This is a genomic window from Rothia endophytica, assembly GCF_039543885.1.
Lineage (GTDB): Bacteria > Actinomycetota > Actinomycetes > Actinomycetales > Micrococcaceae > Rothia > Rothia endophytica.
Genome location: NZ_BAABKP010000001.1, coordinates 298,196 through 319,691 on the forward strand (window position 1 = coordinate 298,196; position 21,496 = coordinate 319,691).

The 21,496-nt window shown below is 56.9% G+C and carries 20 protein-coding genes; 17 read left to right on the forward strand and 3 right to left on the reverse strand.

The window, feature by feature from the left end; genetic code table 11:
• Positions 1–13 precede the first annotated feature (13 nt).
• From ABD982_RS01355 to ABD982_RS01370, 4 genes are all read left to right on the forward strand, one after another.
• Positions 14–1,738 (forward strand): long-chain-fatty-acid--CoA ligase, encoded by a 1,725-nt coding sequence (locus ABD982_RS01355; RefSeq protein WP_345443774.1) that lies wholly within the window; start codon positions 14–16, stop codon positions 1,736–1,738.
• A 264-nt stretch (positions 1,739–2,002) separates the two neighbouring features.
• Complete coding sequence (locus ABD982_RS01360; RefSeq protein ID WP_345443777.1) at positions 2,003–2,866, forward strand: MetQ/NlpA family ABC transporter substrate-binding protein; 864 nt, start codon at positions 2,003–2,005, stop codon at positions 2,864–2,866.
• Positions 2,867–3,001: 135 nt separating this feature from the next.
• The gene (locus ABD982_RS01365) at positions 3,002–4,060 is read left to right on the forward strand and encodes a methionine ABC transporter ATP-binding protein (protein WP_345443780.1); all 1,059 of its coding nucleotides are present in this window, start codon (positions 3,002–3,004) and stop codon (positions 4,058–4,060) included.
• Complete coding sequence (locus tag ABD982_RS01370) at positions 4,060–4,758, forward strand: methionine ABC transporter permease (RefSeq protein ID WP_345443783.1); 699 nt, start codon at positions 4,060–4,062, stop codon at positions 4,756–4,758. Before ABD982_RS01365 ends, ABD982_RS01370 begins: the two co-directional genes overlap by 1 nt.
• 73 nt (positions 4,759–4,831) lie before the next feature.
• Here the strand turns inward: ABD982_RS01370 and ABD982_RS01375 are convergent, their stop codons facing one another.
• Positions 4,832–5,356 carry a hypothetical protein gene (locus tag ABD982_RS01375; protein ID WP_345443786.1) on the reverse strand — a complete coding sequence of 175 codons (525 nt, stop codon included), beginning with the start codon at positions 5,354–5,356 and terminating at the stop codon, positions 4,832–4,834.
• A 42-nt stretch (positions 5,357–5,398) separates the two neighbouring features.
• Positions 5,399–6,106: an HAD family hydrolase gene (locus ABD982_RS01380; protein ID WP_345443789.1), complete on the reverse strand. Its 708-nt coding sequence runs from the start codon at positions 6,104–6,106 to the stop codon at positions 5,399–5,401.
• A 126-nt stretch (positions 6,107–6,232) separates the two neighbouring features.
• Here ABD982_RS01380 and ABD982_RS01385 point away from each other — a divergent pair, with 126 nt between their 5' ends.
• From ABD982_RS01385 to ABD982_RS01435, 11 genes are all read left to right on the forward strand, one after another.
• On the forward strand, positions 6,233–6,775 hold the full coding sequence (locus ABD982_RS01385) for a histidine phosphatase family protein (RefSeq protein ID WP_345443792.1): 543 nt from the start codon (positions 6,233–6,235) through the stop codon (positions 6,773–6,775).
• A 38-nt stretch (positions 6,776–6,813) separates the two neighbouring features.
• On the forward strand, positions 6,814–7,398 hold the full coding sequence (locus ABD982_RS01390; protein WP_251379418.1) for a histidine phosphatase family protein: 585 nt from the start codon (positions 6,814–6,816) through the stop codon (positions 7,396–7,398).
• Entirely contained in the window at positions 7,399–7,848 is a 450-nt protein-coding gene (locus ABD982_RS01395; protein ID WP_251379417.1) for a VanZ family protein, read from the forward strand. It begins immediately after the preceding gene.
• A gap of 107 nt (positions 7,849–7,955) precedes the next feature.
• Positions 7,956–8,747, forward strand: coding sequence for a DeoR/GlpR family DNA-binding transcription regulator (locus ABD982_RS01400; RefSeq protein ID WP_345443804.1), 792 nt, complete (start codon positions 7,956–7,958; stop codon positions 8,745–8,747).
• A complete protein-coding gene (locus ABD982_RS01405; protein WP_237202814.1) occupies positions 8,744–9,706 on the forward strand; it encodes a 1-phosphofructokinase family hexose kinase in 963 nt (320 codons plus the stop codon). Before ABD982_RS01400 ends, ABD982_RS01405 begins: the two co-directional genes overlap by 4 nt.
• Positions 9,707–9,823: 117 nt before the next feature.
• A complete protein-coding gene (locus ABD982_RS01410; protein WP_345443809.1) occupies positions 9,824–11,818 on the forward strand; it encodes a PTS fructose transporter subunit IIABC in 1,995 nt (664 codons plus the stop codon).
• 42 nt (positions 11,819–11,860) lie between these two features.
• Positions 11,861–13,558 (forward strand): phosphoenolpyruvate--protein phosphotransferase, encoded by a 1,698-nt coding sequence (gene ptsP / locus ABD982_RS01415; protein WP_345443812.1) that lies wholly within the window; start codon positions 11,861–11,863, stop codon positions 13,556–13,558.
• Positions 13,559–13,684: 126 nt separating this feature from the next.
• Positions 13,685–13,963, forward strand: a complete 279-nt coding sequence (locus ABD982_RS01420) for an HPr family phosphocarrier protein (protein ID WP_204878018.1) — start codon at positions 13,685–13,687, stop codon at positions 13,961–13,963.
• A gap of 354 nt (positions 13,964–14,317) precedes the next feature.
• Positions 14,318–15,418, forward strand: coding sequence for a lipid II:glycine glycyltransferase FemX (locus tag ABD982_RS01425; protein WP_345443817.1), 1,101 nt, complete (start codon positions 14,318–14,320; stop codon positions 15,416–15,418).
• Positions 15,419–15,662: 244 nt separating this feature from the next.
• Complete coding sequence (locus ABD982_RS01430) at positions 15,663–17,762, forward strand: threonine/serine exporter family protein (RefSeq protein ID WP_345443819.1); 2,100 nt, start codon at positions 15,663–15,665, stop codon at positions 17,760–17,762.
• Positions 17,763–17,791: 29 nt separating this feature from the next.
• On the forward strand, positions 17,792–19,426 hold the full coding sequence (locus tag ABD982_RS01435; RefSeq protein WP_345443821.1) for a threonine/serine exporter family protein: 1,635 nt from the start codon (positions 17,792–17,794) through the stop codon (positions 19,424–19,426).
• Here ABD982_RS01435 and ABD982_RS01440 read toward each other — a convergent pair.
• Positions 19,335–20,060, reverse strand: coding sequence for a uracil-DNA glycosylase (locus ABD982_RS01440; RefSeq protein WP_345443823.1), 726 nt, complete (start codon positions 20,058–20,060; stop codon positions 19,335–19,337). The genes ABD982_RS01435 and ABD982_RS01440 overlap by 92 nt on opposite strands.
• A gap of 84 nt (positions 20,061–20,144) precedes the next feature.
• Between ABD982_RS01440 and ABD982_RS01445 the strand changes: the two genes are divergently transcribed.
• Together ABD982_RS01445 and ABD982_RS01450 are read left to right on the forward strand one after the other, a co-directional pair.
• Positions 20,145–20,438, forward strand: a complete 294-nt coding sequence (locus ABD982_RS01445) for a DUF3263 domain-containing protein (RefSeq protein WP_345443826.1) — start codon at positions 20,145–20,147, stop codon at positions 20,436–20,438.
• 55 nt (positions 20,439–20,493) lie between these two features.
• Complete coding sequence (locus ABD982_RS01450) at positions 20,494–21,408, forward strand: LytR C-terminal domain-containing protein (protein ID WP_345443829.1); 915 nt, start codon at positions 20,494–20,496, stop codon at positions 21,406–21,408.
• Positions 21,409–21,496 lie beyond the last annotated feature (88 nt).

Sequence of the window (21,496 nt, forward strand, 5' to 3'; positions counted from 1 at the left end):
CACAATCGTGTGTATGCAAACAGTCGAAAATTCATACCAGAGCAACGATTTTCCGCTCGCCCACCGTCCCTGGCAAAAGAACTACAGCCCCGGCACCCCCGGCAATGTAGAACTACCAGAGACATCCCTCAGCCACCTGATGGCAGATGCAGTGCGTGAGCACCCCCAGAAGATTGCCCTAGAATTTTTCGGCGCCACCACCACCTACGGTGAACTGGGAGAGAAGGTTTTGCGGGTAGCTGAGGGCCTACGCAAAGCCGGTATCCAACACGGCGACCGGGTGGCCGTCGTCCTCCCTAACTGTCCGCAACATATGGTCGCTTTTTACGCCATCATGCGTCTGGGCGCTGTGGTGGTCGAGCATAATCCTCTCTACACAGCTGCTGAGCTGCGCCACATGTTCGAAGACCACGGCGCTAAGGCAGCTATTGTCTGGGACAAAATCGCAGATAACGTCACCTCTCTGCCCAGCGATATTCGGCCCAAACACATCTTCGCGGTCAACATGATTGAAGAGATGCCTCGTCTGATGCGTACCGCCCTGAAATTGCCGGTAGGTAAGCTCAAAGCCTCCCGCGAGAAGCTGGAGGGCGTAGCTAAGGGTACAACTTCCTGGCGTCAGTTGCTCAAAAACGAGCCTATTGCCGCTGACCATCACCGCCCCACCGCCCACGACTTGGCCCTGCTGCAATACACCTCAGGTACCACGGGCTTGCCCAAGGGGGTTATGCTCACCCACCGCAATCTGGAATCCAACGGACGCATGGGCGAAGCCTACATTCAGCCCCAAGGCGGCGACGTTATCTATGCGGTACTCCCGCTCTTCCACGCCTACGGTATGACTTTGGGTCAGACGGTAGCCGCTGTCTGCCACGCCCGTGTGGTGCTCTTTCCCACCGTCGACATGGATCTCATTTTCAGGGCAATGAAGAAGACCCCGCCCACCGTCCTGCCCGCGGTGCCGCCGGTCTACCGCCGTATTCTAGATGAAGCCAAGAAACGCGGCGTCTCTGTGCGCGGCATCCGCACGTCGGTTTCAGGGGCCATGCACCTGCCCACCGATTTGGTTGCTGAATGGGAAGAAGCTACCGGCGGCATGCTGGTGGAAGGCTACGGTCTGACTGAATGCGCCCCCTTAGTTTCCTGCAATCCGCTCAACGACAGCCGCCGTGCCGGTTCCATCGGCATACCCTTCCCTTCCACTGACATCCGGGTGGTAGACCCCGACACCCTTGAGGACGTCCCCCACGGAGAGGAAGGCGAACTTTGGGTGCGCGGTCCGCAGGTCTTCAAGGGCTACTGGAAGCGCGCCGAAGATACTAGTAACACCCTGGTTGAAGGTGGCTGGCTTCGCACCGGGGATATCGTGAAACTCGATGAGGATTACTTCATCCAAATCGTTGACCGTATCAAAGAAGTCATTATTACTGGCGGCTTCAATGTTTCACCGACCGAGGTTGAAAATGTACTCAAACAGCATGACTCGGTGGCTGACTGCGCTGTGGTGGGCCTGCCCGATGCCTCTGGCGGAGAAACCGTAACCGCGGTCATTATTCCTGCTGAGGGCTACGCTATTGAACCCGAAGAACTCAAAGAGCACTGCCGTGCCCGCCTCACCCGTTACAAAGTGCCCCGTAATTACTACGAGGTCGAGGATCTACCTCGCTCTATGCTGGGGAAAACCCTGCGCCGCAAGGTGCGCGAAAACATCGAAGCAAGACTGGATGGAAAACACTAGATATGACTTCAGGGCTACCGCGGCCGCCCATCGTGCAAAACCACTAAATGTTACCTCGTGTTACTAGGTAACTTTATGTTGCGCACTAAGGCGTGAAATAGACCGCAAAAGTAGGTCAGATAGGGGTGCGGTAGCTCTCTAATGGTCTAATGGAAAAGACGCCGCAGCAGCGGCGGACATTAGGGACCACCTCCGCACCTTAAAGACATTAGACGCTGAGCGTGGCCGCACCTCATATACTTCCCAGCAGAAAGATTCATAGCCGTGAAGAAATTTGTTGCCTCTTTGGCTCTCGTACCCCTAGCATTCGGTCTTGCAGCCTGCGGCTCATCTGACTCAGCATCATCTAGCGACGAAACGGTTCGCATCGGTGTAGTCGGTTCCAGTGATTCCAACAAGAAACTAGTCGAAGTTGCTGCTGAAGAAGGCATTAATGTAGAACTTGTTGAGTTCAGTGACTACAGCCAGCCCAACCCTGCCCTCAATGCCGGGGATATCGACATGAACTGGTTCCAGCACATTGCTTACCTCTCTGACTACAACGTCAAGAACGATGACAACCTGCAAATTGTTGGCCCCACCGTCATCTACCCCATGGCCATGTTCTCCACCACTCACAGCTCAATTAGCGATTTGCCTGACGGCGCCGAAGTTGCAATCCCCAATGACACTGTCAATGAGGCCCGCGCACTGAAACTGCTGGAAGCTAACGGCCTGGTTAGCTTCACCAGCGAAGTTGATACCCCCACCATTGACGATGTAGATTCAGCTGCGTCCAAGGTCAAGGTCACCCCGGTTGACGCTACTCAGACCGTGATTTCAATGGAATCGGTCGATGCTTCAGTTATCAATAACGACTTCCTCATGGACGCGGGTCTTGACCCCAAGAACGCGCTGGCTCAGGATGACCCCGCCAACGAAAGCGCCCGCCCCTACGTCAACCTCTTCGTAGCTCAGGCTGATGACGCTGATAATGAGACCTACAAGAAGATTGTTGAAATCTTCCACACCGATGCTGTGCTGCAGGCTGTGCAAGAAGAAACTCAGGGTACCGCCGTTGAGGTAGATATCGACCTCGAAGAGCTGCGCTCAACTCTGGCAACTCTGGAAGACAAGCTGCGCGGCTAAAACGCCTCGAGACTGTCGCTTTGAGTTAGCTCGCCACGCAGCCGCAGCGGTAGCCCAACTAGGCTACCGCTGCGTTTGCCTGACCGGCATCCAGGGCTTTAGTACCAAGATGCTCCTACCTACTGAAGAGAAACCATGACCGAAGACCACATTGTATCGTCACGTTCGGCAGCTGAACCCATGGTCGTCCTGTCGAACGTCACCAAAGAATTCCGCGTAGGCAAGAAAACTGTTACCGCTGTTGATCACGTCGATTTGACCATCAACCGCGGCGAAATCTTTGCCATCATCGGCTATTCCGGTGCCGGTAAATCCACGCTGGTGCGGCTCATCAATGGGCTTGAATCCATTACGGGTGGCTCCCTGACCGTCAACGGGTTTGAAGTTGCCGGTAAACGTGAGTCCCAGCTGCGTGAAGCCCGTACCAACATTGGCATGATTTTTCAGCAGTTCAACCTGATGAACTCACGCACTGTAGCCGGTAACGTTGAGTTCCCGCTCAAGGTAGCTGGCTGGGATAAGAACAAACGCGCTGCGCGCGTAACCGAGCTACTGGAGTTCGTCGGTCTTGCTGATAAGGCAAAGAACTACCCCGATCAGTTATCAGGCGGTCAGAAACAGCGCGTGGGGATTGCCCGTGCCTTGGCCACCTCACCTTCCCTGCTCCTAGCAGACGAATCCACCAGCGCCCTCGACCCAGAAACCACCGCTGAGGTGCTGGATTTACTCAAAAAAGTCAATCACGAGCTGGGTATCACCGTCATCGTGATTACCCACGAAATGGACGTCGTCTCAAACATTGCAGACCGCGTGGCAGTTATGGAGCTGGGCAAGGTCGTAGAGAGCGGCAACGTTTACGATGTTTTCTCTAACCCCCAGACCGCCACTGCTAAGCGCTTTGTGGGCACGGCCGTCAAAACTACTCCCGTTGGTGGCGAAGCTGCTGAACTCAAAGAACGCCACCGCGGCTATCTGGTCAACATCGAGATCACCGAGGGGAACACCAGCATCGGCAAAGTGCTCTCTTACCTGGGATCCCGCAATGTTTCCTTCAACATTGTGCAAGGTGGTCTAGAAACCCTACAGGGTAAGAGCTACGGTAATCTCACCCTGGAACTAATCGGCGATGTCATCAGCATTGATGCCGCGGTTGCTGAACTCAAAACCGTAACCCGCGTGCAGGAGGTACGCTAATGTACACGAGCGAAGGTAAACTGCTGGCGGCTAATTCGGTCGACTGGGCCTCTTTTATGCCCGATAAGCTGGTCCCCGCCCTGGGTGAAACCCTCTACATGGTCTCCTTCACCATGCTCATTGCCGGTTTCCTGGGCCTGGTGGTGGGGCTTTTGCTCTACACCACACGCCAGGGCAACATCCTGGCCAATCGCTTCGTTAACATCGTGCTTAATGTCGTGGTGAACATCGTTCGACCCATCCCCTTTATCATTTTGTTAGCTGCTCTGGGCCCGCTGACCTCCTTGGTCGTTGGCACCAGGTTGGGTGCTAATGCGGCTATCTTTGCCATGGTTTTCGGTGCGACCTTTGCTATTGCCCGCATTGTTGAGCAGAACATGGTCTCTATTGACCCCGGCGTGATTGAAGCAGCCCGCGCTATGGGTGCCTCAAAGATGCGCATCCTCTTCACCGTTATGATCCCCGAGGCACTCGGCCCGCTGATTCTGGGCTACACTTTCTTGGTGATTGGCGTGGTCGATATGTCTGCTATGGCAGGCTACATCGGCGGCGGTGGCCTGGGTAAGGTGGCTCTGGTGGATGGCTACCAGCGCTTCAACGAGGTCATCACCTGGAGCGTCGTTGCCGTCATTATCATTCTGGTGCAGCTCATCCAGCTGGTGGGCAACGTGTTGGCTCGCAAGGTCATGCGCCGCTAGTCAGGGCTGGTGGGCTTGCCCCGCACGTCTAAGGCCGGTCTCTCTTCTGAGGAGACCGGCCTTTTGTTGGTGGTTAGTCTTTCTTACCGCTGACCCAGGATGAGTCGTAGAAACCGGAATCAGGCAGGTTCCTCTGCGCCCGGGCTATGTCTTTTTCGTAGAGACGCTCGGCATAGTCGGTGGGGCGTACCAGCCGGTCGTCGTCCTCATCATCGTGGTCGGTGAAGCGGGCCAGGGTGAAGATACCGTAGAGCAGAGCTGCGAAGAGTAGGAAGAAGAAGGCAAGCTCAGCCCACATAATTACATAGTTGCGGCGAAGCTCCGGCGACACGTCAGAGTAAACAGCGGGCACCACCGTAAAACTGGCTAGAGCCGTGATAAGGGCAAGCCCGGTCAGAGTATGCGGAAACCAGAACCAGCGGCTCAGCGGCTTCCTAGGTTTCCGAGCAGAGCGCTGCCCGGCCGGATCATCAGCAGTAGGGGTGATGGGAGTAGGAGAGGGCGGCAGGAAGTCCCTGTAATAGGCGCGCTCGTCCTCACTGAGATCCTCAAGGCGCTTACCAAAACGCGATTGATCGCGCTCAGATTCTTCAGGCATCTTTGCCCTCCCTGTCTTTGGCTAGTCTATATAACCTGCTAGCTATGCTTTGCTGGCGAGCCAGCGGTCTACCTGGGCGAGAAGTTCTGCGTCCTCGAAAGAGTCAAAGCGCCCGATTCCCGCCGCTAGAAGTTCTTTTTGTTCCGGTGTTTCGGGAGTAAAAATCAGACAGCGAGTGCCTGCGCCGGTTGCTGCCATCATGCCCGTGACGGAATCTTCCACCGTCAAAGCTTGTTCGGGGCTAAATCCTAAACGGCGTACTGCTTCAAGGTAGATATCGGGTGATGGTTTGGGTGAGGGCACATCGCTGGAAGATACCCAGGTGGTTACGATATCTGCATAGCCAAACTTCTGCATTTTCACGGCCAGTAATTCCCCAGAAGAATTAGAAGCAACCGCTACGGGAATATGAGCCGCTAGTTTCTTGATGAAGTCAAGAGCGCCCGGGATGGGTACAACCCCGCGGTCCAGAATCTCTAGCTCAGTGGATTTCACATGGGCGAGCACCTGATCATAGAAGTTTTCTTTACCTTGTGCCTGGGGTGAAAGGTGGGTAATGACCTTAGCCAAATCTTCTGCCGCCGAACCGATCAGTGATGTTTCGAGCTCTTTGGTCACAGTCACGTCGTAATGGTCAAAGAGCTCAATTTGGACGTCGTTCCAAAGAGTTTCTGAGTCAAGCAGCACGCCATCGCAGTCAAAGACAGCGCAGTGGGGCGCCCAGGTATCAGTGGTATCAAGAGAAAACATATCTTAATGCTCTCATAAGAGCGCTTACCCCGGGCACGATATTACGCAGCAGGCATAGATTGCCTAGAGTAAGCTAACAGTGGCTCTACTCAGCAGGGTAGAGAGAGCGCTGGAATAATGGAGCCTATGCCTATCGTACTTATCAGACACGGCCAGACTGACTGGAACATCGACCGCCGCCTGCAGGGTGCCACCGATATCCCGCTCAACGACACTGGGCGGGGCCAGGCTCTGGAAGCAGCTCATAACCTGCGCACCTTTGCTGAGGACCGCGGTGAGAGCTTCACCTGGGACGCGGTGGTCACCTCCCCGCTGAGCCGAGCGGTAGAAACCGGGCAGATTATTGCCAATGCTCTGAGCCTAGAGATCGGTGGAGTCTATGCCGGACTGGCTGAGAGGTCCTTCAGAAGCCTCGAGGGCACCAAATCTAACCCTGCGATTTGGGCGGCCGTAGTGGCGGAAACCCTGGATATAGAACCCATGGGAGACTTTCTGGCACGCACCGATGACGCCCTAAGGCAGGTCGAAGCTGACTACCCGCAACAGAACATCATTGTGGTTGCTCACGGCATGCTGATTGGCGCCACCTTGCAGGCCCGCACTGGCGGTGAACTGCTCATTCCGGTGAATGGTGCAGTCATTGAATTGCCTGTACACCTCTCTGCCTAAACTGCTTTGTCGCTGATCAACCGCCCAGAAAGAACTCTATGACTACGCATAACACCGGCTCCCTTACCCTTATCCGTCACGGCCAGACTGACTGGAACAAGCAGTGTCTGATGCAGGGCTCCTCCGATATCCCCCTCAATGATGTGGGGCGTCAGCAGGCGCACGATACCGCCGCTGCCCTCAAAGCGCGTGGCCTCAGCTATGACGTGGTCGTTGCCTCCCCGCTAAGCCGGGCTTTAGAGACAGCTCAGATTATTGCCGCAGATTTCGGTCTCACGGTCAGCGCTACCTACGATGGGTTGGTAGAGCGCAGCTATGGTGAAGCGGAAGGGCTAGATATCTCAGAAGAAGCCCGCCGCACCCCCGATGCCTTTTATGCGGGAGTCGAATCGGAGCGATCTGTCTACCTGCGCGGCATTGAGACTCTGCGCAAAATTGTTAGTGATTACCCGAATCAACGGGTCATCGCTGTTTCTCACGGTTCCCTCATTCGGCGGGCTCTTTCAGCTACGCAGGGTGAGGAATTTGGCACGGTCGCCAACGCAGAACCTTTCCAGGTACATCTGCCGGGGCTGGCGTCCTGGTCAGTTGATCATGAACCACTGTTGAGGGGCAAACCCTAGGTGCGATCACCTTTCACACTGCTGGGGTGGGCGGCTCTAGCCTGCTACCTGCTCACCATTGCTGTGATTGTATTCTGGCCAGTGCACGTTGACGCGGGGGAGCCCAGCCGCGTTCTGCAAGAACTTCTACATACCGGTTACGGTTCAGGGCTCTTACCCCGCTGGTTCGGCTACGCCCAGGTGGAATGGCTCTCCAACGTGCTGATATTTGTGCCCGGCGGCTTGCTCTTTACCTTACTTCTGCGCCCTACTCGCTCCTGGTTGGTGCCTCTGGGCGGTCTGGGCGCTACCCTTTTCATTGAAACTACCCAGCACTTTATGCCCGGGCGAACCAGTTCACTGCTGGACGTGCTAGCTAACTCCCTGGGTTGTGCTATCGGTTGGGTTGTGGGTTTAGTGGTTTTACATGTTGTCTTGAAACCCACGCAAACCCTCAAGGAATGCGTGTAATACAACGCTTCCAGGTCTTTGAACATTGACGTACCCAACCAAACCCACATAAAATCAACTGTGTATAGGGTTTACCCCCAAACCAAATTTTTTAAGGTGATGAACACATGTTCGCTGAAGAACGACGTGCCGAGATTGCGAAGCTCGTAGCCTCTGCCCGCCGTGTCAATGGCGCTGACCTGGCTCGCCGCTACGAAGTCACGATGGAAACCGTCCGTCGTGACCTAGCAGCACTTGAAGCCGACGGTAAGTTGCGCCGAGTACACGGCGGCGCGGTGACGGTTGAGCAGTCGACCTCGGTAGAATCCTCCATCGCCCTGCGCCAAAATATGAATACCCCCGAAAAGCAAAAAATCGCTATGCGAGCCTACGAGCTCTTGCGCGATTCGGATGCCGGGGCGGTGGTGCTGGACGCAGGTACGACCATCGAAATCTTGGCAGACCGTATTGCTGCTAGCGACTTCTCCCTCAAATCTGGTGCTGACCGTCTGATTATCACTCACGCCCTTCACATCGCGGTGAAGCTGGCTGAAGCTGATGGTATCGTGCTCGATATGGTGGGTGGGCAGTTGCGCAAGATGACCTGGGCCGCTGTAGGCACTCGGGCCGCTGACCACTTTGCGACCATCCGCCCCGATATCGCTTTCATTGGTGTCAATGGCCTAGACCCGGAGTTCGGCCTCAGCACCCCAGGCCTTAACGAGGCAATCGTTAAAACTGCCATCGTTAAGTCTGTCCGCCGTGTAGTGCTTCTCTGCGACTCAGCCAAGTTTGGCCAGGAATCCCTAGTGCGCTTCGCCGGGCTTGAAGATGTAGACACACTTATTACCGACAGCGCGCCCGAGGGCAAGCTTGCTGAGGCGCTTGAAGAATCTAACGTAGAGGTACTGATCGCATGATCGTCACACTAACCGCTAACCCCAGTATGGACCGCACCGTTGAACTTGAACACGAGATCAAGCGCGGTGCCGTGCAGCGCGCCGTGGCCGCGGCGTCCGATCCCGGCGGCAAAGGCGTCAACATCGCTCGTGCGCTCACTATCTCTGGCTTTGAGACTATAGCTGTGTTGCCCGGAGATAACGAAGACCCCGTGCTGGCCAGCCTCAAAGAGGCCGAGGTTCCCTTCGTAAACATGCCCATCGGCAGCCCTATCCGTTCAAACATCACCGTGGTTGAGCCTGATGGCACCACCACCAAGATCAACGCTCCGGGTGAACCTCTGAACGATGTTGCCCAGCAGCAGCTGACCCGTCTGATGATTAAAGAAACCATTGATGCCAGCTGGCTGGTGCTGGCAGGCTCCCTGCCCGCTGGCGTCCCCGGTGACTACTACGCCGTGGTGGGGCGCTCCATCCGTGAATCCCTGGGTGAAAAAGCTCCCCGTATCGCTGTGGACACCTCAGGTGTAGCCCTGCGCGATGCGCTGGTTGGCCTAGACGGCATGCCTAATCTCATCAAGCCCAACTCAGAAGAACTGGCTGAACTGGTAGGCAAACTTGAGATGGCAGATGAGCTAGAAGATAGCCCCGAACTGACCGCCCGCACCGCCAAGGAACTGGTAGACCGCGGTGTCGAGATGGTGCTGGCAACCCTGGGTGGTAACGGCGCGGTTCTAGTGACCAAGGACGGTGCATGGCACGCAGTGCACGCCCCAGTGAAGGTTCGTTCAACCGTAGGTGCGGGCGACTGCTCTCTGGCCGGCTTCCTGATTGCCCACGAGCAGGGCAAGACCCTGCCCGACTGCCTGGTGCAAGCGGTTGCACATGGTTCCGCCGCGGCGTCCCTGCCGGGAACCCAGGTGCCCACTCTAGAATCCACCACTCCCGACGCGGTTACCCTGCGTCAGTTGGATTTCTAAACTATAAGCTTTAACCTATCAACCACACACCTGCCCTCAACCCGTGATAGGTGCCCGCATAGGTGGGAAACGGGCGGTTGGCGCTTTGAGTATCTTTAGACTCCCAAGGAGGAGCACATGTCTGCTCTTATCACCGCGAATCTCATCACCCTGGATGAGAACCTAGGCGATTCCCGCTTTGATGTTATTAAGCATCTGACGCAGGCGGTTGTCAACGCTGGTCGGGCCACCGACTTTGAAACCCTCTACGCCGCGGCCCGTGCGCGCGAAGAAAAGACCGACACCGGTATTCCCGGAGGCATTGCGATTCCGCACTGCCGCAGCGAGGTCGTTACCGAACCGACCCTGGCGATGGCTCGCCCTGCACCCGGTGTTGACTTCGGTGCTAAGGACGGCGCGGCCGACCTGATTTTCTTCATTGCAGCTCCCGCTGATGGTGATGAGGCGCATCTGAAGATTCTTTCAAAGATGGCTCGCTCTCTCATGAAGAAGAGCTTTACTACCGCTTTGCGCGAAGCTAAGACTCGCGATGAGGTAGTTGTGTTGGTTGAAGAAGCACTGGGTTTGCGCGAGAAGGCTGAGCCTGCTGCTGCAGCTCCTGCCGCCTCAGTGGCAGCTCCTGCTGCCGGAGAGCCCGCCCGCAAGAAGATTGTGGCTGTGACCAACTGCCCCACCGGTATCGCTCACACTTACATGGCAGCTGACGGCCTTAAGTACGCCGCTGAAGAAATGGGCTACGACTTCAAGGTTGAGCCCCAGGGCTCATCCGGTGGAGAGAAGCTCACTCAGGCTGAAATTGATGAAGCCGATGCTGTGGTCTTCGCCGTTGCCCTGCCCGTGCGTGGACGCGAGCGTTTTGCCGGCAAGCCTTACATCGAGTCGTCCGTGAAACGCGGTATTGATGAGCCCAAGGTCATGATTGAAGAAGCCCTGCGCGAGGCCGATAACCCCTCAGGTAAGCGAGTGGTTGCCGGTGCTACCGATTCAGAGGAGACCGCTTCAACGGACGGTTCTTGGGGTTCACGCATCTACAAGGCACTGATGACCGGTGTCTCTTACATGATTCCCTTCGTGGCAGCTGGCGGTATTATTCTTGCCATTGGCTTCATGCTTGAAGCAATCACTATGCCTAACCTGGGTGACGTCAATCCCGCCGCCATCCTTGAAGGTGCCTCACTGACCAACCTGGACGATACCCCGCTCAGCCTCTACCTGGGTGCGGCCCTGCACACCATCGGTGGTTTTGGTCTGGGTGCTATGGTTCCCATCCTTGCTGCCTTCATCGCTTACGGTCTGGCGTCCCGCCCCGGTATTGCTCCCGGCTTTATCGCCGGTTCAGTCGCTGTTCTGGTGGGTGGGGGCTTCTTAGGCGGTATCGTTGCCGGTCTGCTCGCCGGTCTGTGTGCCTACTGGCTCTCACTGCTGAAGCTGCCCCGCTGGTTGGCATCCATGATGCCTGTGGTGGTTACTCCTTTGGTGGCTACCCTCTTTGCCGGTGGCCTCATGTTCTTCCTGCTCGGCGGCCCCCTGGCCTGGGTTACCTCCTCACTGGAGAACTGGCTCAACGGCATGACCGGCACCTCAGCTATCGTTTTGGGCCTCATTCTAGGTGCCATGATGGGCTTTGACCTTGGCGGCCCCGTCAATAAGGCAGCCTACCTCTTTGCGACTGCAGGCCTTGCATCCGGTACTCAGGCAAGCCAGGAAGTCATGGCAACAGTCATCATCTCAGGTATGGTACCCCCGCTCGCTATGGCGCTGGCAACCGCCCTGCGCCCCAAGCTCTTCACCGCCCCCGAACGCGAAAACGGTAAGGCAGCCTGGCTGCTGGGTGCATCCTTCATCTCAGAAGGCGCTATCCCCTTTGCTACAGCTGACCCGCTGCGTGTAATCCCCTCTTCTATGGTGGGTGCCGCGGTTGCCGGTGCTATCGCTATGGGCAGTGGCGTGGCTTCGCCAGCGCCGCACGGTGGCGTCTGGATTATTGCCCTGGTTGACAACCCCGTAATGTTCCTTGTGGCAGCGCTTGCAGGTACGGTAGTGTCAGCTTTCATATACATCATTCTGAAGTCTCTTTCATCAAAGAAGACCGAAGAACCCGTCGCCGCATAAACACATAATCACTCTCTTTTGAGGTCTAACAAAGGAAATCGTATGACCACCTATAACGGTGTTGGCGTCTACGCTGGACGCGTCATCGGCAAAGTACTCCAGATGCCTGATCCCATCAAGGCGCCTTCAACCTCTTTGAAGCTCTCAGCCGATGAGACACCTGAGGCAGCTGCTGAACGTATCAAGGCAGCAGCAGAAGCCGTTAAGAACGGTCTGCTGGAGCGTGCTGAGCATGCTGGCCGCGACGGCAAGGCAGTGCTCAAGTCAACCTCTCAGATGGCAACCGACCGCGCCCTGCTCAAGAGTGCTATCAAGCTCGTTGAGACTCAGGACAAGGCACCTGAGCTGGCCGTGTGGGAAGCTGCCTCCTCATTTGCAGATCAGATGGCAGCCCTGGGTGGCTACATGGCAGAGCGCGTCACCGATATTCACGACGTCCGCGCCCGCATCGTTGCTGAGCTGACCGGCCAGCAGGCACCCGGCATTCCGGTTTCTGCTGAGCCCTTCATCCTGGCAGCTATTGACCTGGCACCGGCCGATACCGCTACCCTGGACCCCAAGCAGGTTATCGCTCTGATTACCTCCGACGGCGGCCCCCAGGCACACACCGCTATTCTGGCGCGCGGTCTTGGTCTGCCCGCTATCGTTGCGGCTAAGGGTGTAACCGAGATTCCAGTGGGTACCGAGGTCTACGTTGACTCCAACGCGGGTCTTGTTGAAACCGAGGTCACCGAAGCTCACCGCGAGTTGGCAGAGAAGTATGCCAATCGTAAAGAACTGCCCGACTTCGACGGTCACGGTGTGATGGCTGACGGCAGCGCCGTTCCCCTCTACGCTAACGTCGGCGACGGCAAGAGCGCTGAGAAGGCAGCCGGCCTTAAGGCAGAAGGCGTTGGCCTGCTACGCACCGAGTTCGGCTTCCTGGGTCACGACAGAGAACCTTCCGTCGAAACTCAGACCGCCAGCTACAAGGCAGTCTTTGACGCTTTCCCCGGCCAGCACATCGTAGTCCGCACCCTGGACGCCGGCGCAGATAAGCCCCTGCCCTTCCTCAACACCAAAGAAGAAGAGAACCCCGCTCTGGGTGTACGCGGTTTCCGCACCGACTGGACCGTTCCCGGCGTCCTCACCCGCCAGCTTGAAGCCATTAAGGCAGCATCTGACGATTCAGACGCTGACATCTGGGTCATGGCACCCATGATCTCAACCACCAGTGAAGCGCGTAACTTCAAGAACATGCTGGATGAGGTAGGTCTGAAGCCCCGCGGCGTCATGGTTGAGACCCCCGCAGCAGCCGTTAACGCTGAAGCGATTCTGGGCGAAGTTGATTTCGTGTCCATCGGTACCAACGACCTGACCCAGTACACCATGGCAGCAGACCGCCTCCTGGGCGATCTGGCGCACCTCAACAACCCCTGGCAGCCCGCCGTCCTCAAGATGATCAAGCTGACCGTTGAAGGCGCCCAGCGCGCATCAACCACCGCTGGCACCAAGAAGTACGTCTCGGTCTGTGGCGAAGCTGCAGCTGATCCTGCCCTGGCGGTTGTTCTGGTCGGTCTGGGTGTTGACACCCTTTCCATGAATGCTGGCGCGATGGCTGCTGTATCAGCAGTTCTCAAGTCAGTAACACGCGAGAAGGCCCAGCAGATTGCTGTCAAGGCACTGTCAGAGATTTCCTCTGCAGAAGCTAAGGCCGCAGCCCGCTCCGAACTGCCCATCCTTGATGAGCTAGGTCTCTAAGAGCTACCGTTTGCTCTGCGATAAATCACGCTGAAACAAGCGGTAAACACGCGAAAACGTGTTTACCCTGTTTTAGACTCAATAGTGGAGAACAATCCACCTTCTTTCCCGTCTAAGGAGAACACCATGGCAGAACGTATTGCCACCATTGCAAGCCGCGTAGGCTTGCACGCACGTCCCGCAGCGATCTTCGCTGAAGCAGCAGGCGACCTCCCCGTTGAGGTCACCATCGCAGCTGAGGGTGAACCCGCAGACGAGGCAATGGACGCAGCGTCAATCCTCTCACTGATGTCACTGGGCGCCAAGCATGGCGACAAGGTTGTTCTGCGTGCAGAGGGCGAAGGCGCTGATGAAGCACTCGAAACCCTGGTCAAGATTCTTGAGACTGACCACGACGCCGAATAAGTAGAGATTTAGCCGTGCGTTGTGGTGGTCGGTAGTGGCAGTTCGCTCCGCTCACCTCACCACATTCGTCAGCTCTTAGGTCACCGCGCGGTGACTCTCTGACTCATCACGACGCCGATTAATCGACGCCAGGTAGATAAGACTTGGGAGTCTTACATGGCTCTCACCGTCTAGTGCGGTGGGAGCCATTTTTATGCCCTTTATGGTCAGGCAGAGCACTGGACTACCCCAGGACGCCGGGTGTGCCGGCGTATCTCACGTAGAGATAGGGTGCATAGGTGGGGGCTAAGTCGATAGACTGTAAAGCTGAAACCCAATTCATGCGCCACCGCGCACCACAGAAAATGAGGGACCTTGCGAGAATTCACAGCACGCTTCGCCACCGAAGCAGAAATCGCAGCCTGGGACGAGCACGTTACCGCTAGCCCCGGTGGCGGTAACCTGTTGCAGTCTGCCTCCTTTGCCTCCGTCAAAGCCAAGCACGGCTGGAAGCCGCTCTACCTCGTCCACGAAGGCACCACCATCATCAACGGTGAGCCTGCCCCCTTCGCCAGCTACAACCTGGTCCTGGAGAAAGCCGTGCCCGCCCTGGGCAAGATCTGGTACATGATCAAGGGCCCCGGTGTGAACAGTGTTGAAGAAATCCCCGCAATCCTTGAAGCTAACGAGGAATTCATCCAGCGCGGAAAGCTAGGCGTTTTTGCCGTCAAAATCGAGCCAGACATCATCGCTAACGATGAAATCAACGCCTACATGGCAAAGAGCGGCCTGGTGAAGTCTTGGAACATTCAGCCCAACGATTCGACCGCCATCCTCGCCACCGACAAGAGCGAAGAAGACGTTCTGAAATCTCTCTCATCCCGCGGCCGTAACGCGGTGCGCCGTTCCCTGCGCGAAGGCTGCAAAGTCGAGCGAGTAGAGCTGACCGATGAGAACATGAAGAAGATGTACGCTCTCATGGACACCGTGGGGCAGGGTAACGCCAAGGTCCACCTGCGTTCCTACGACTACTACCGTGACTTCTGGACCAGCTTCGCCAACGTCGGCCAGGGCCGCCTCTACTTCACCTATGAGGACGGCGAACCCTCCGTGGGCGCATACGTCATTAACTACGGCGATAAGGGCACCTACAAGGACGGCGGCTCCAAACCCCGCCGCAAGCAGTACGGCGACTCCCACCAGGTACAGTGGACCGCTCTGACCGACCTCATGAAGGAACACGGCATCGTCAGCTACGACTTCTGTGGCACCCCGCCCAAGGATCAGCTGAAGAACAAGGACCATCACCACTACGGTCTGGGCCTCTTCAAGACCTCCTTCACCAAGGACGTCATCGACTATGTGGGTGTCTGGGACCAGGTGATCTCACCGGTCAAGTACAAAGCCTGGAACACCTCGGTTGAGAAGGTCATGCGTCAGCTCTGGGTACGCAAGACCGGCCAGCCCTTCTACTAAAGAGAGGTTTAGTAGGGTTTGGGCTGAGACAAGCTCGTAGCTCGCCTGCTGGCTCGTAGCTGGCGTGAATTGCCGGTGCGAGCTCGCGAGCCTGAGCAAGAAGGTCAGCAGCGAGTGCGAGCGTGGCCTCAGCCCACTGGGACCCTCTACGCGCCTCTTTACCCCCCTGCCACTGCGGCGAATCTGTAATCAGCGAATCAGCGAATCAGCGAATCAGCGCAGAGAAGGAAGGAGTAACCTCACGGTGAACCCCACTAACACTGTTTTGCAGCAAAAGGCCTACCCTTCTACCTCTGCCTTTGATGTTAAAGCTGAGCCGGCTGCTCCCGAGGAGAGTGCTTTTGGTGCTACCGGGCTGCTGCCTCGCGTCCCGCAGCAAGAGAAGCCCGCTGATACTAGCCCCCAGGTCGCAGGCGTTGGCAACTGGGGCGAGGGAATCCCCGTAGTTTCCCTTTCTCAGGTGCGTGATCCTAAACTGCGCGATGCCCTCACCCTCCTGGTTCCACCGACCACTGAGGCAACGAATCCTAGCGGGAGCCCTTTTTCCCCGTCCCAGGCAGTAGCCCAGCAGTCAGAAGCACCTGCCGCTGAGGTGGTGAAGAAGGCCCCCTCAGCTTTCGAAGTAGCCACTCCAGCCGAGCACCAGACCCATGATTCGGCCTTTGGCCCGGCTACGACGCTAATCCCCGCGCAAAAACCGGCTGCTCAACCTAATTCTTCTGAGACAGAAGCACGGGCTTTTACCACCGGTTTACAGCAGGCGAGTTACCCATCAGTTGCGGGCACCGGTCAGCTTCCCCTTACTAGCACCACGCCTAAGCGTCCTAGCCGGATGCGTTCTACGCTGCGATCTTTTGTCAGCACCGACCAGTCGCTCACTAAGCCTATGCGTGGGGTGGCGCGTCTTGCACAGCGTCCCTTCGCTCTGGCGACCGCTGCTTCTCGTCGGGCTGAGTTTGTCCGCGAAAAAGAAGAAGCCCGTGAGGTACTGAACTTTTCGCTACGCCTGGCGGAAACCATGTTCCACTACGGCGCTGACACCATAGACGTTGATTCGGCCATTGTTGCTGTCTGTGCCGCCTATGGGCTAGATGATGTTGAAATCGATATCACCAACCAGTCGGTCATCATCAATTACGTCTCTGACATTGATGAAATCGATGATCAGACGCGGGCTCTGAACCTGAATGATCTTGCCAAAGAGCGCTCTGCTCCAAGCAAGGAGCGCTTCAGCCACACCGTGATGCGCGTGGTTCGCTCCTGGTCAGAGAACTACGCCTCCCTTGACGATATTTACAAGCTGATTCACGATATTACTGCTGGCGGTCTGCCCCGTCACAAGGCTGAACGCCGCCTGCACTCGATCAATACAGCCAAAAAACCCTATTCGCCACTGGTTATTATGCTGGCAAATATGGCGGCAGCTTTCAGCCTCGTCCTCGCTCTAGGTGGTTCCTGGGAGGCTGGGGCTGTAGGGGGGCTGGTCTTTTTGGTGATTCACCTGGTGAGCCGCCTCATCTCTAAGCTAAAGATGCCCAGCTTCTTCAACATGGCGGTGGGCGCTGGTACGGTGACTTTTGCGTCCATCTATATTTCTGATGACGCTTCGGTTTTCTCTCATCTGGGTTTTCACCTTAATGCCCCTCACATTGTGGCGGCAGGGCTCATCATGCTGCTGCCCACGGCGCGTTTGGTCTCTACGGTGCAGGACGCACTGAACGGCTTCCCTCTCACGGCTGCCGGCAAATTCGTGTCTACCGGTATGAGTTTTCTGGGTATTGTGGTGGGGCTTGCTTCGGCGGTGGCGGTGCTCTCTGCTTTAGGTGTTGAGGAGCTGGATATTTCCCAAACCCGGTTTGAACCGGCGCCGGTCGTGATTAGTTATGCCTTCTTTATGGTAGCTTCCCTGGCTTTTGCCGTGACCACTCATGCTCGGTGGGATAACCTGTTGTGGGTTTTGGCTATAGCTACTGCCGGGTTCTGGGTCTATCAGGGCTATAGTTATACTTTTGGTGCCGGAACAGGGCGGGCTAATACCGCTATTGCCGCCTTGGTGATTGGTTTGCTGAGCACCTATCTAGCCTACCGCTTACATGCCCCGGCAGCTATATTCTATGTACCTGCTCTTACCTTCCTTTTGCCGGGTCTTTCGGTCTTCCGCGGGCTCTATCTCTTCACCGTTGAGGCTAACTCCGACACCGGGTTGCCTGGCATGGTGGCAGCTATCGCAATCATCTTGTCCATGGCATCGGGCGTTGTTTTGGGTAGCTACCTGATGCAATACTTCATTCAGCAGCGTCTTTCTGACGCCGCCCTTGACGCCAACGAGACACGTGATCGCTAGTTGGTCTGCGAGAGGGTACGCTACAGGCCGTGACTGAGAATTCCCAGGCTCCGCGCTCCGAGCTGCCACAGGCGTCCTACCCTTCCACCTCCGCGCCGAGCGGTCCGGTACTCCCAACACGCTCCACTCCCGCCAGCAAGGCACGCGCTGGCCTCAAAATCCTGGTGAGCTCCCAGCAGGCTATGACCGTGCCTATGCGCGGCGTTGCGCGCGTTGCGCAGCGGCAGTTCGCTCAAGCCGCCTTCAACCGTCAGCGGCAACGAGTGCAGCTTCAAGAAGAAACCCGCAGTGTGCTCAACTTTTCCCTGCGTCTGGCAGAAACCATGTTCCGTTTCGGAGCAGATTCAGCCGATGTGGACGCCGCGGTGGTAGCGGTCTGCGGCACCTACGGCATCCACGATGTAGAAGTTGATATCTCCTATCAGTCCATCAGAATCAACTATGTTTCTGAGTTTGATGAGGCTGCTAGCCGCGGCGACTACTTGGCTCCCGCCGGGTCGGGTGCCGAGAAGTTCAGCCATAACCTAGTGCGCGTCATTCGTTCTAGCGCCGAAAACTATGCTGCCCTGGAAGCCACCTATCGGCTGATTCACCGTATCACTGATGCTCAAATAACCCGCACCCGCGCTGAACGCCAGCTCGCTGAGATTAGCACGGTAAAAAAACCTTATTCGCCCGCTGTGCTACTGGTGTGGAACCTCCTGATGGCCGTTGCATTCACCCTGGGTGTGGGTGGCTCATGGCGGGCTGCTCTTGTCTCTTTTTTCGTTTTTATTGCGGTAAATTTCTCTATGGTCTGGGCGGGAAAGTTTGGTCTACCCAGCTTTTTCACCATGGCCCTGGGATCAGGGGTGGTGACCTTTTTTGCTCTGTGGGTGGGCAGCACGGATTCCTGGTTCTTCCAGCAGGGGTTTGTTGTGTCACCGCCCCACATTGTGGCTGCCGGGCTCATGATGCTGTTGCCCACCTTCCGCCTGGTATCGGCCATGCAGGACGCCCTGCACGGCTTTCCTTTGACGGCTGCCGGTAAGTTCGTGGTCACGGGTGCTAACTTCACCGGGATTATTGCTGGCATTAGTACTGCACTGACCCTGATTAATCTGTTTGACTATGCTTCCCTTGATGTTGACCGAACGGTCTTCAACCCGCCGCCGCTCTGGCTGAATGTGGTTGGCATGGTGGTCGGTTCGGTGATGGTAGCAGCTGCTTGGCAGGGCAGGGGCGCCAACCTAATGCTGAGCGCTCTGGTCTCGTTGGCGGGGCAGGGCGCCTACTATGGCCTGGTTTTTACTACCGGTGCGGAGGCAGGGCGCGTTAGTGTACTGTTAGGAGCTCTTACGGTGGGTGCTGCAGGCGCTTTTCTAGGGCACCGGTTACATACCCCAGCGGCTATATACTATATTCCCGGCATGATGTTCATGTTGCCAGGCCTTACCATTTTCCGTTCCGCATACGCGCTCCTGGAGGGTGAAGACATCACCGCTGGCCTTCACGGTCTAGCTAACGCCAGCACCACGGTGCTGATGCTGGCCACAGGAATTGTGTTCGGCACCTATCTGGTGGACTATCTCGTCAGCCGTTTCGGGGGCTCTGCATCGAAGGAGAGTCCTGAGCAGGCACGTCAGGCAGAGCCCAGTCCACAGGTGCAGCGCCCTGGGCAATGAGAAGATTGTTGACCTTGCTAAAAGGCTTGGAGCCAAAGAACCCTCTGGATGCGGATAGAGGGGATGGGTGCGGGGACTCAACGCAGGGGTAGCCGCCCAATAGGGGGGCGCACCGGCGGGCGTCAGCGCCCCAGAGTAAACCAACCAGGGGAGTGCCCCGCTGGGCAAGCACTTCAATGGCGCGTGTGGTGATGGTTTCCCACCCCAGATTGCGATGGGAGCCAGCATTTCCCGCTCCCACAGAGAGCACTCGGTTGAGTAACATGACTCCCTGGGCGCTCCAGGCTGAAAGGTCCCCATGCGCAGGCGGCGTTACGCCTAGGTCGCTGCTTAGCTCCTTGTAAATGTTCTGCAGGGAACGGGGGATGGGGCGCACATCTGGGTGTACCGAAAAGCTCAGGCCCATAGCGTGACCGGGGGTGGGGTAGGGGTCCTGCCCAATGATAAGGACCTTTACGTCAGCTAGGGGGTAGGTAAAAGCCCTAAAAATATCGTCACCGGCTGGCAGGGTCTTTCTGCCCGCTGCGTGCTCTTCGCGCAGAAAGTTACCCATAGCCCTGACGTTGCTCTCCACCGGGGCTAGCGCCTCGGCCCAATCAGCGGCCATGATTTCTGTCAGTGGTTTGGCAGGCATAGAAGTCCCCTTAGTCCAGTGGCGCAGGTTTACGTGCCTTAAGATTAGTACAGTTACCTATCAGTCCCGAGAGAAGGACGCCGCTTGGCTGCTGCACAGAATACCTCCGCCGGTCACGATGAACCCCTTGAAGAGTCTGCTGCCCGCCAGAAAGTAGCCGCTGACTCGCTCACACCGCTAGAACGAGCTGTGATAGAGCTGGAGAAACGGCGTTTCCGTTACCAGGGCAGCAAGGAACAGGCCATCGAAAAACAGCTGGGCCTTAGTCCTGTGGCCTACTACCAGCAACTCAACTCCATGCTTGATAACCCCAGAGTGGTGGCTGCAGAACCCCTGTTAATGAACCGTCTGCGCCGCCACCGAGATGCCCTGAGCTGACCTGCTGTACCCTAGAAATATCAGGCCTAACCGCTGCTGCCCCGAAAGAGATGCCGTGTCCCCCTACCCTCGCGATGAATTCGATGACATTGATGAAGCAACAGCACGCCGAGGTGCCTACCGGGCGCGTCCCAAAGCCAACACCACCTCAGCTCGAGGGCTAGTGCTTATGGTACTCAGCGGTGTTTTGGCACTCCTCGTAGGTGGGTTCATGTACGTCATCTCTCCCCGCACCGATTCCCCGGAGGCTGCAGTGGAAGCCAGCGCCTCTTCCAGTGCCTCACCCAGCGAAGAGGCGCCGGCTGCTCTTAACATCGAGGGCACCACCGTTGAAATCTATAATTCAAGTGCCCCCGCCGGGTCCGCTGCCGTAGCTGCACGTCTCATCGAGAGCAAGGGATATACCGTGCGTACCACCGGCAACTGGGCTGGCACCTACACCACCGAGTCGACGGTCAATTTTGCTACGGGCACGTCCAGTGAAGCCAACGACATAGCAGACACCCTCTCACTACCTTTCATCGCGCAGGACTACGAGGCCGAGAGCGGTCTGGTCTATGTGGTGCTGGGCGCTGACTTTGACGCTGCATCTTTTGAAGATGCTGCCGAGCCCGCTGAGACTGCCGATTCCACCGAACCTGCAGAAGAGCAGGGCGGGGGTGAAGCTAGCCAAGCCCCCGAGAGCACGCCGGCTGCTTCCAGCCAGACAGGTGCGCAGGGCCTCTATGTCCTCGACCCGGCCACAGGTACTTTCGTAGAAGTAACTGAATCGACCGCTAGTGGCTTAACCCGTTACAGCTATGACCCAGCGACCGATACCTACCAGGAATACAACCCTCAGCAGGGGTATACCCCTTACAATGCACCGGTGGTCACCTACTCTTACCAGCCCGACACGGGAACCTTCGTTCTAGACCCCGCAGGAACCTACATTTTCGACGCGGCTAGCGGCACCTACGTCCTCCGCTAAAGTTTGTGCGCTGTCGGCGATTAAATAGGGGCCACTCGCAACAAGGGTTTGCACACCTTTCGCACTAGTGCCAAGATTGTATTTAGCA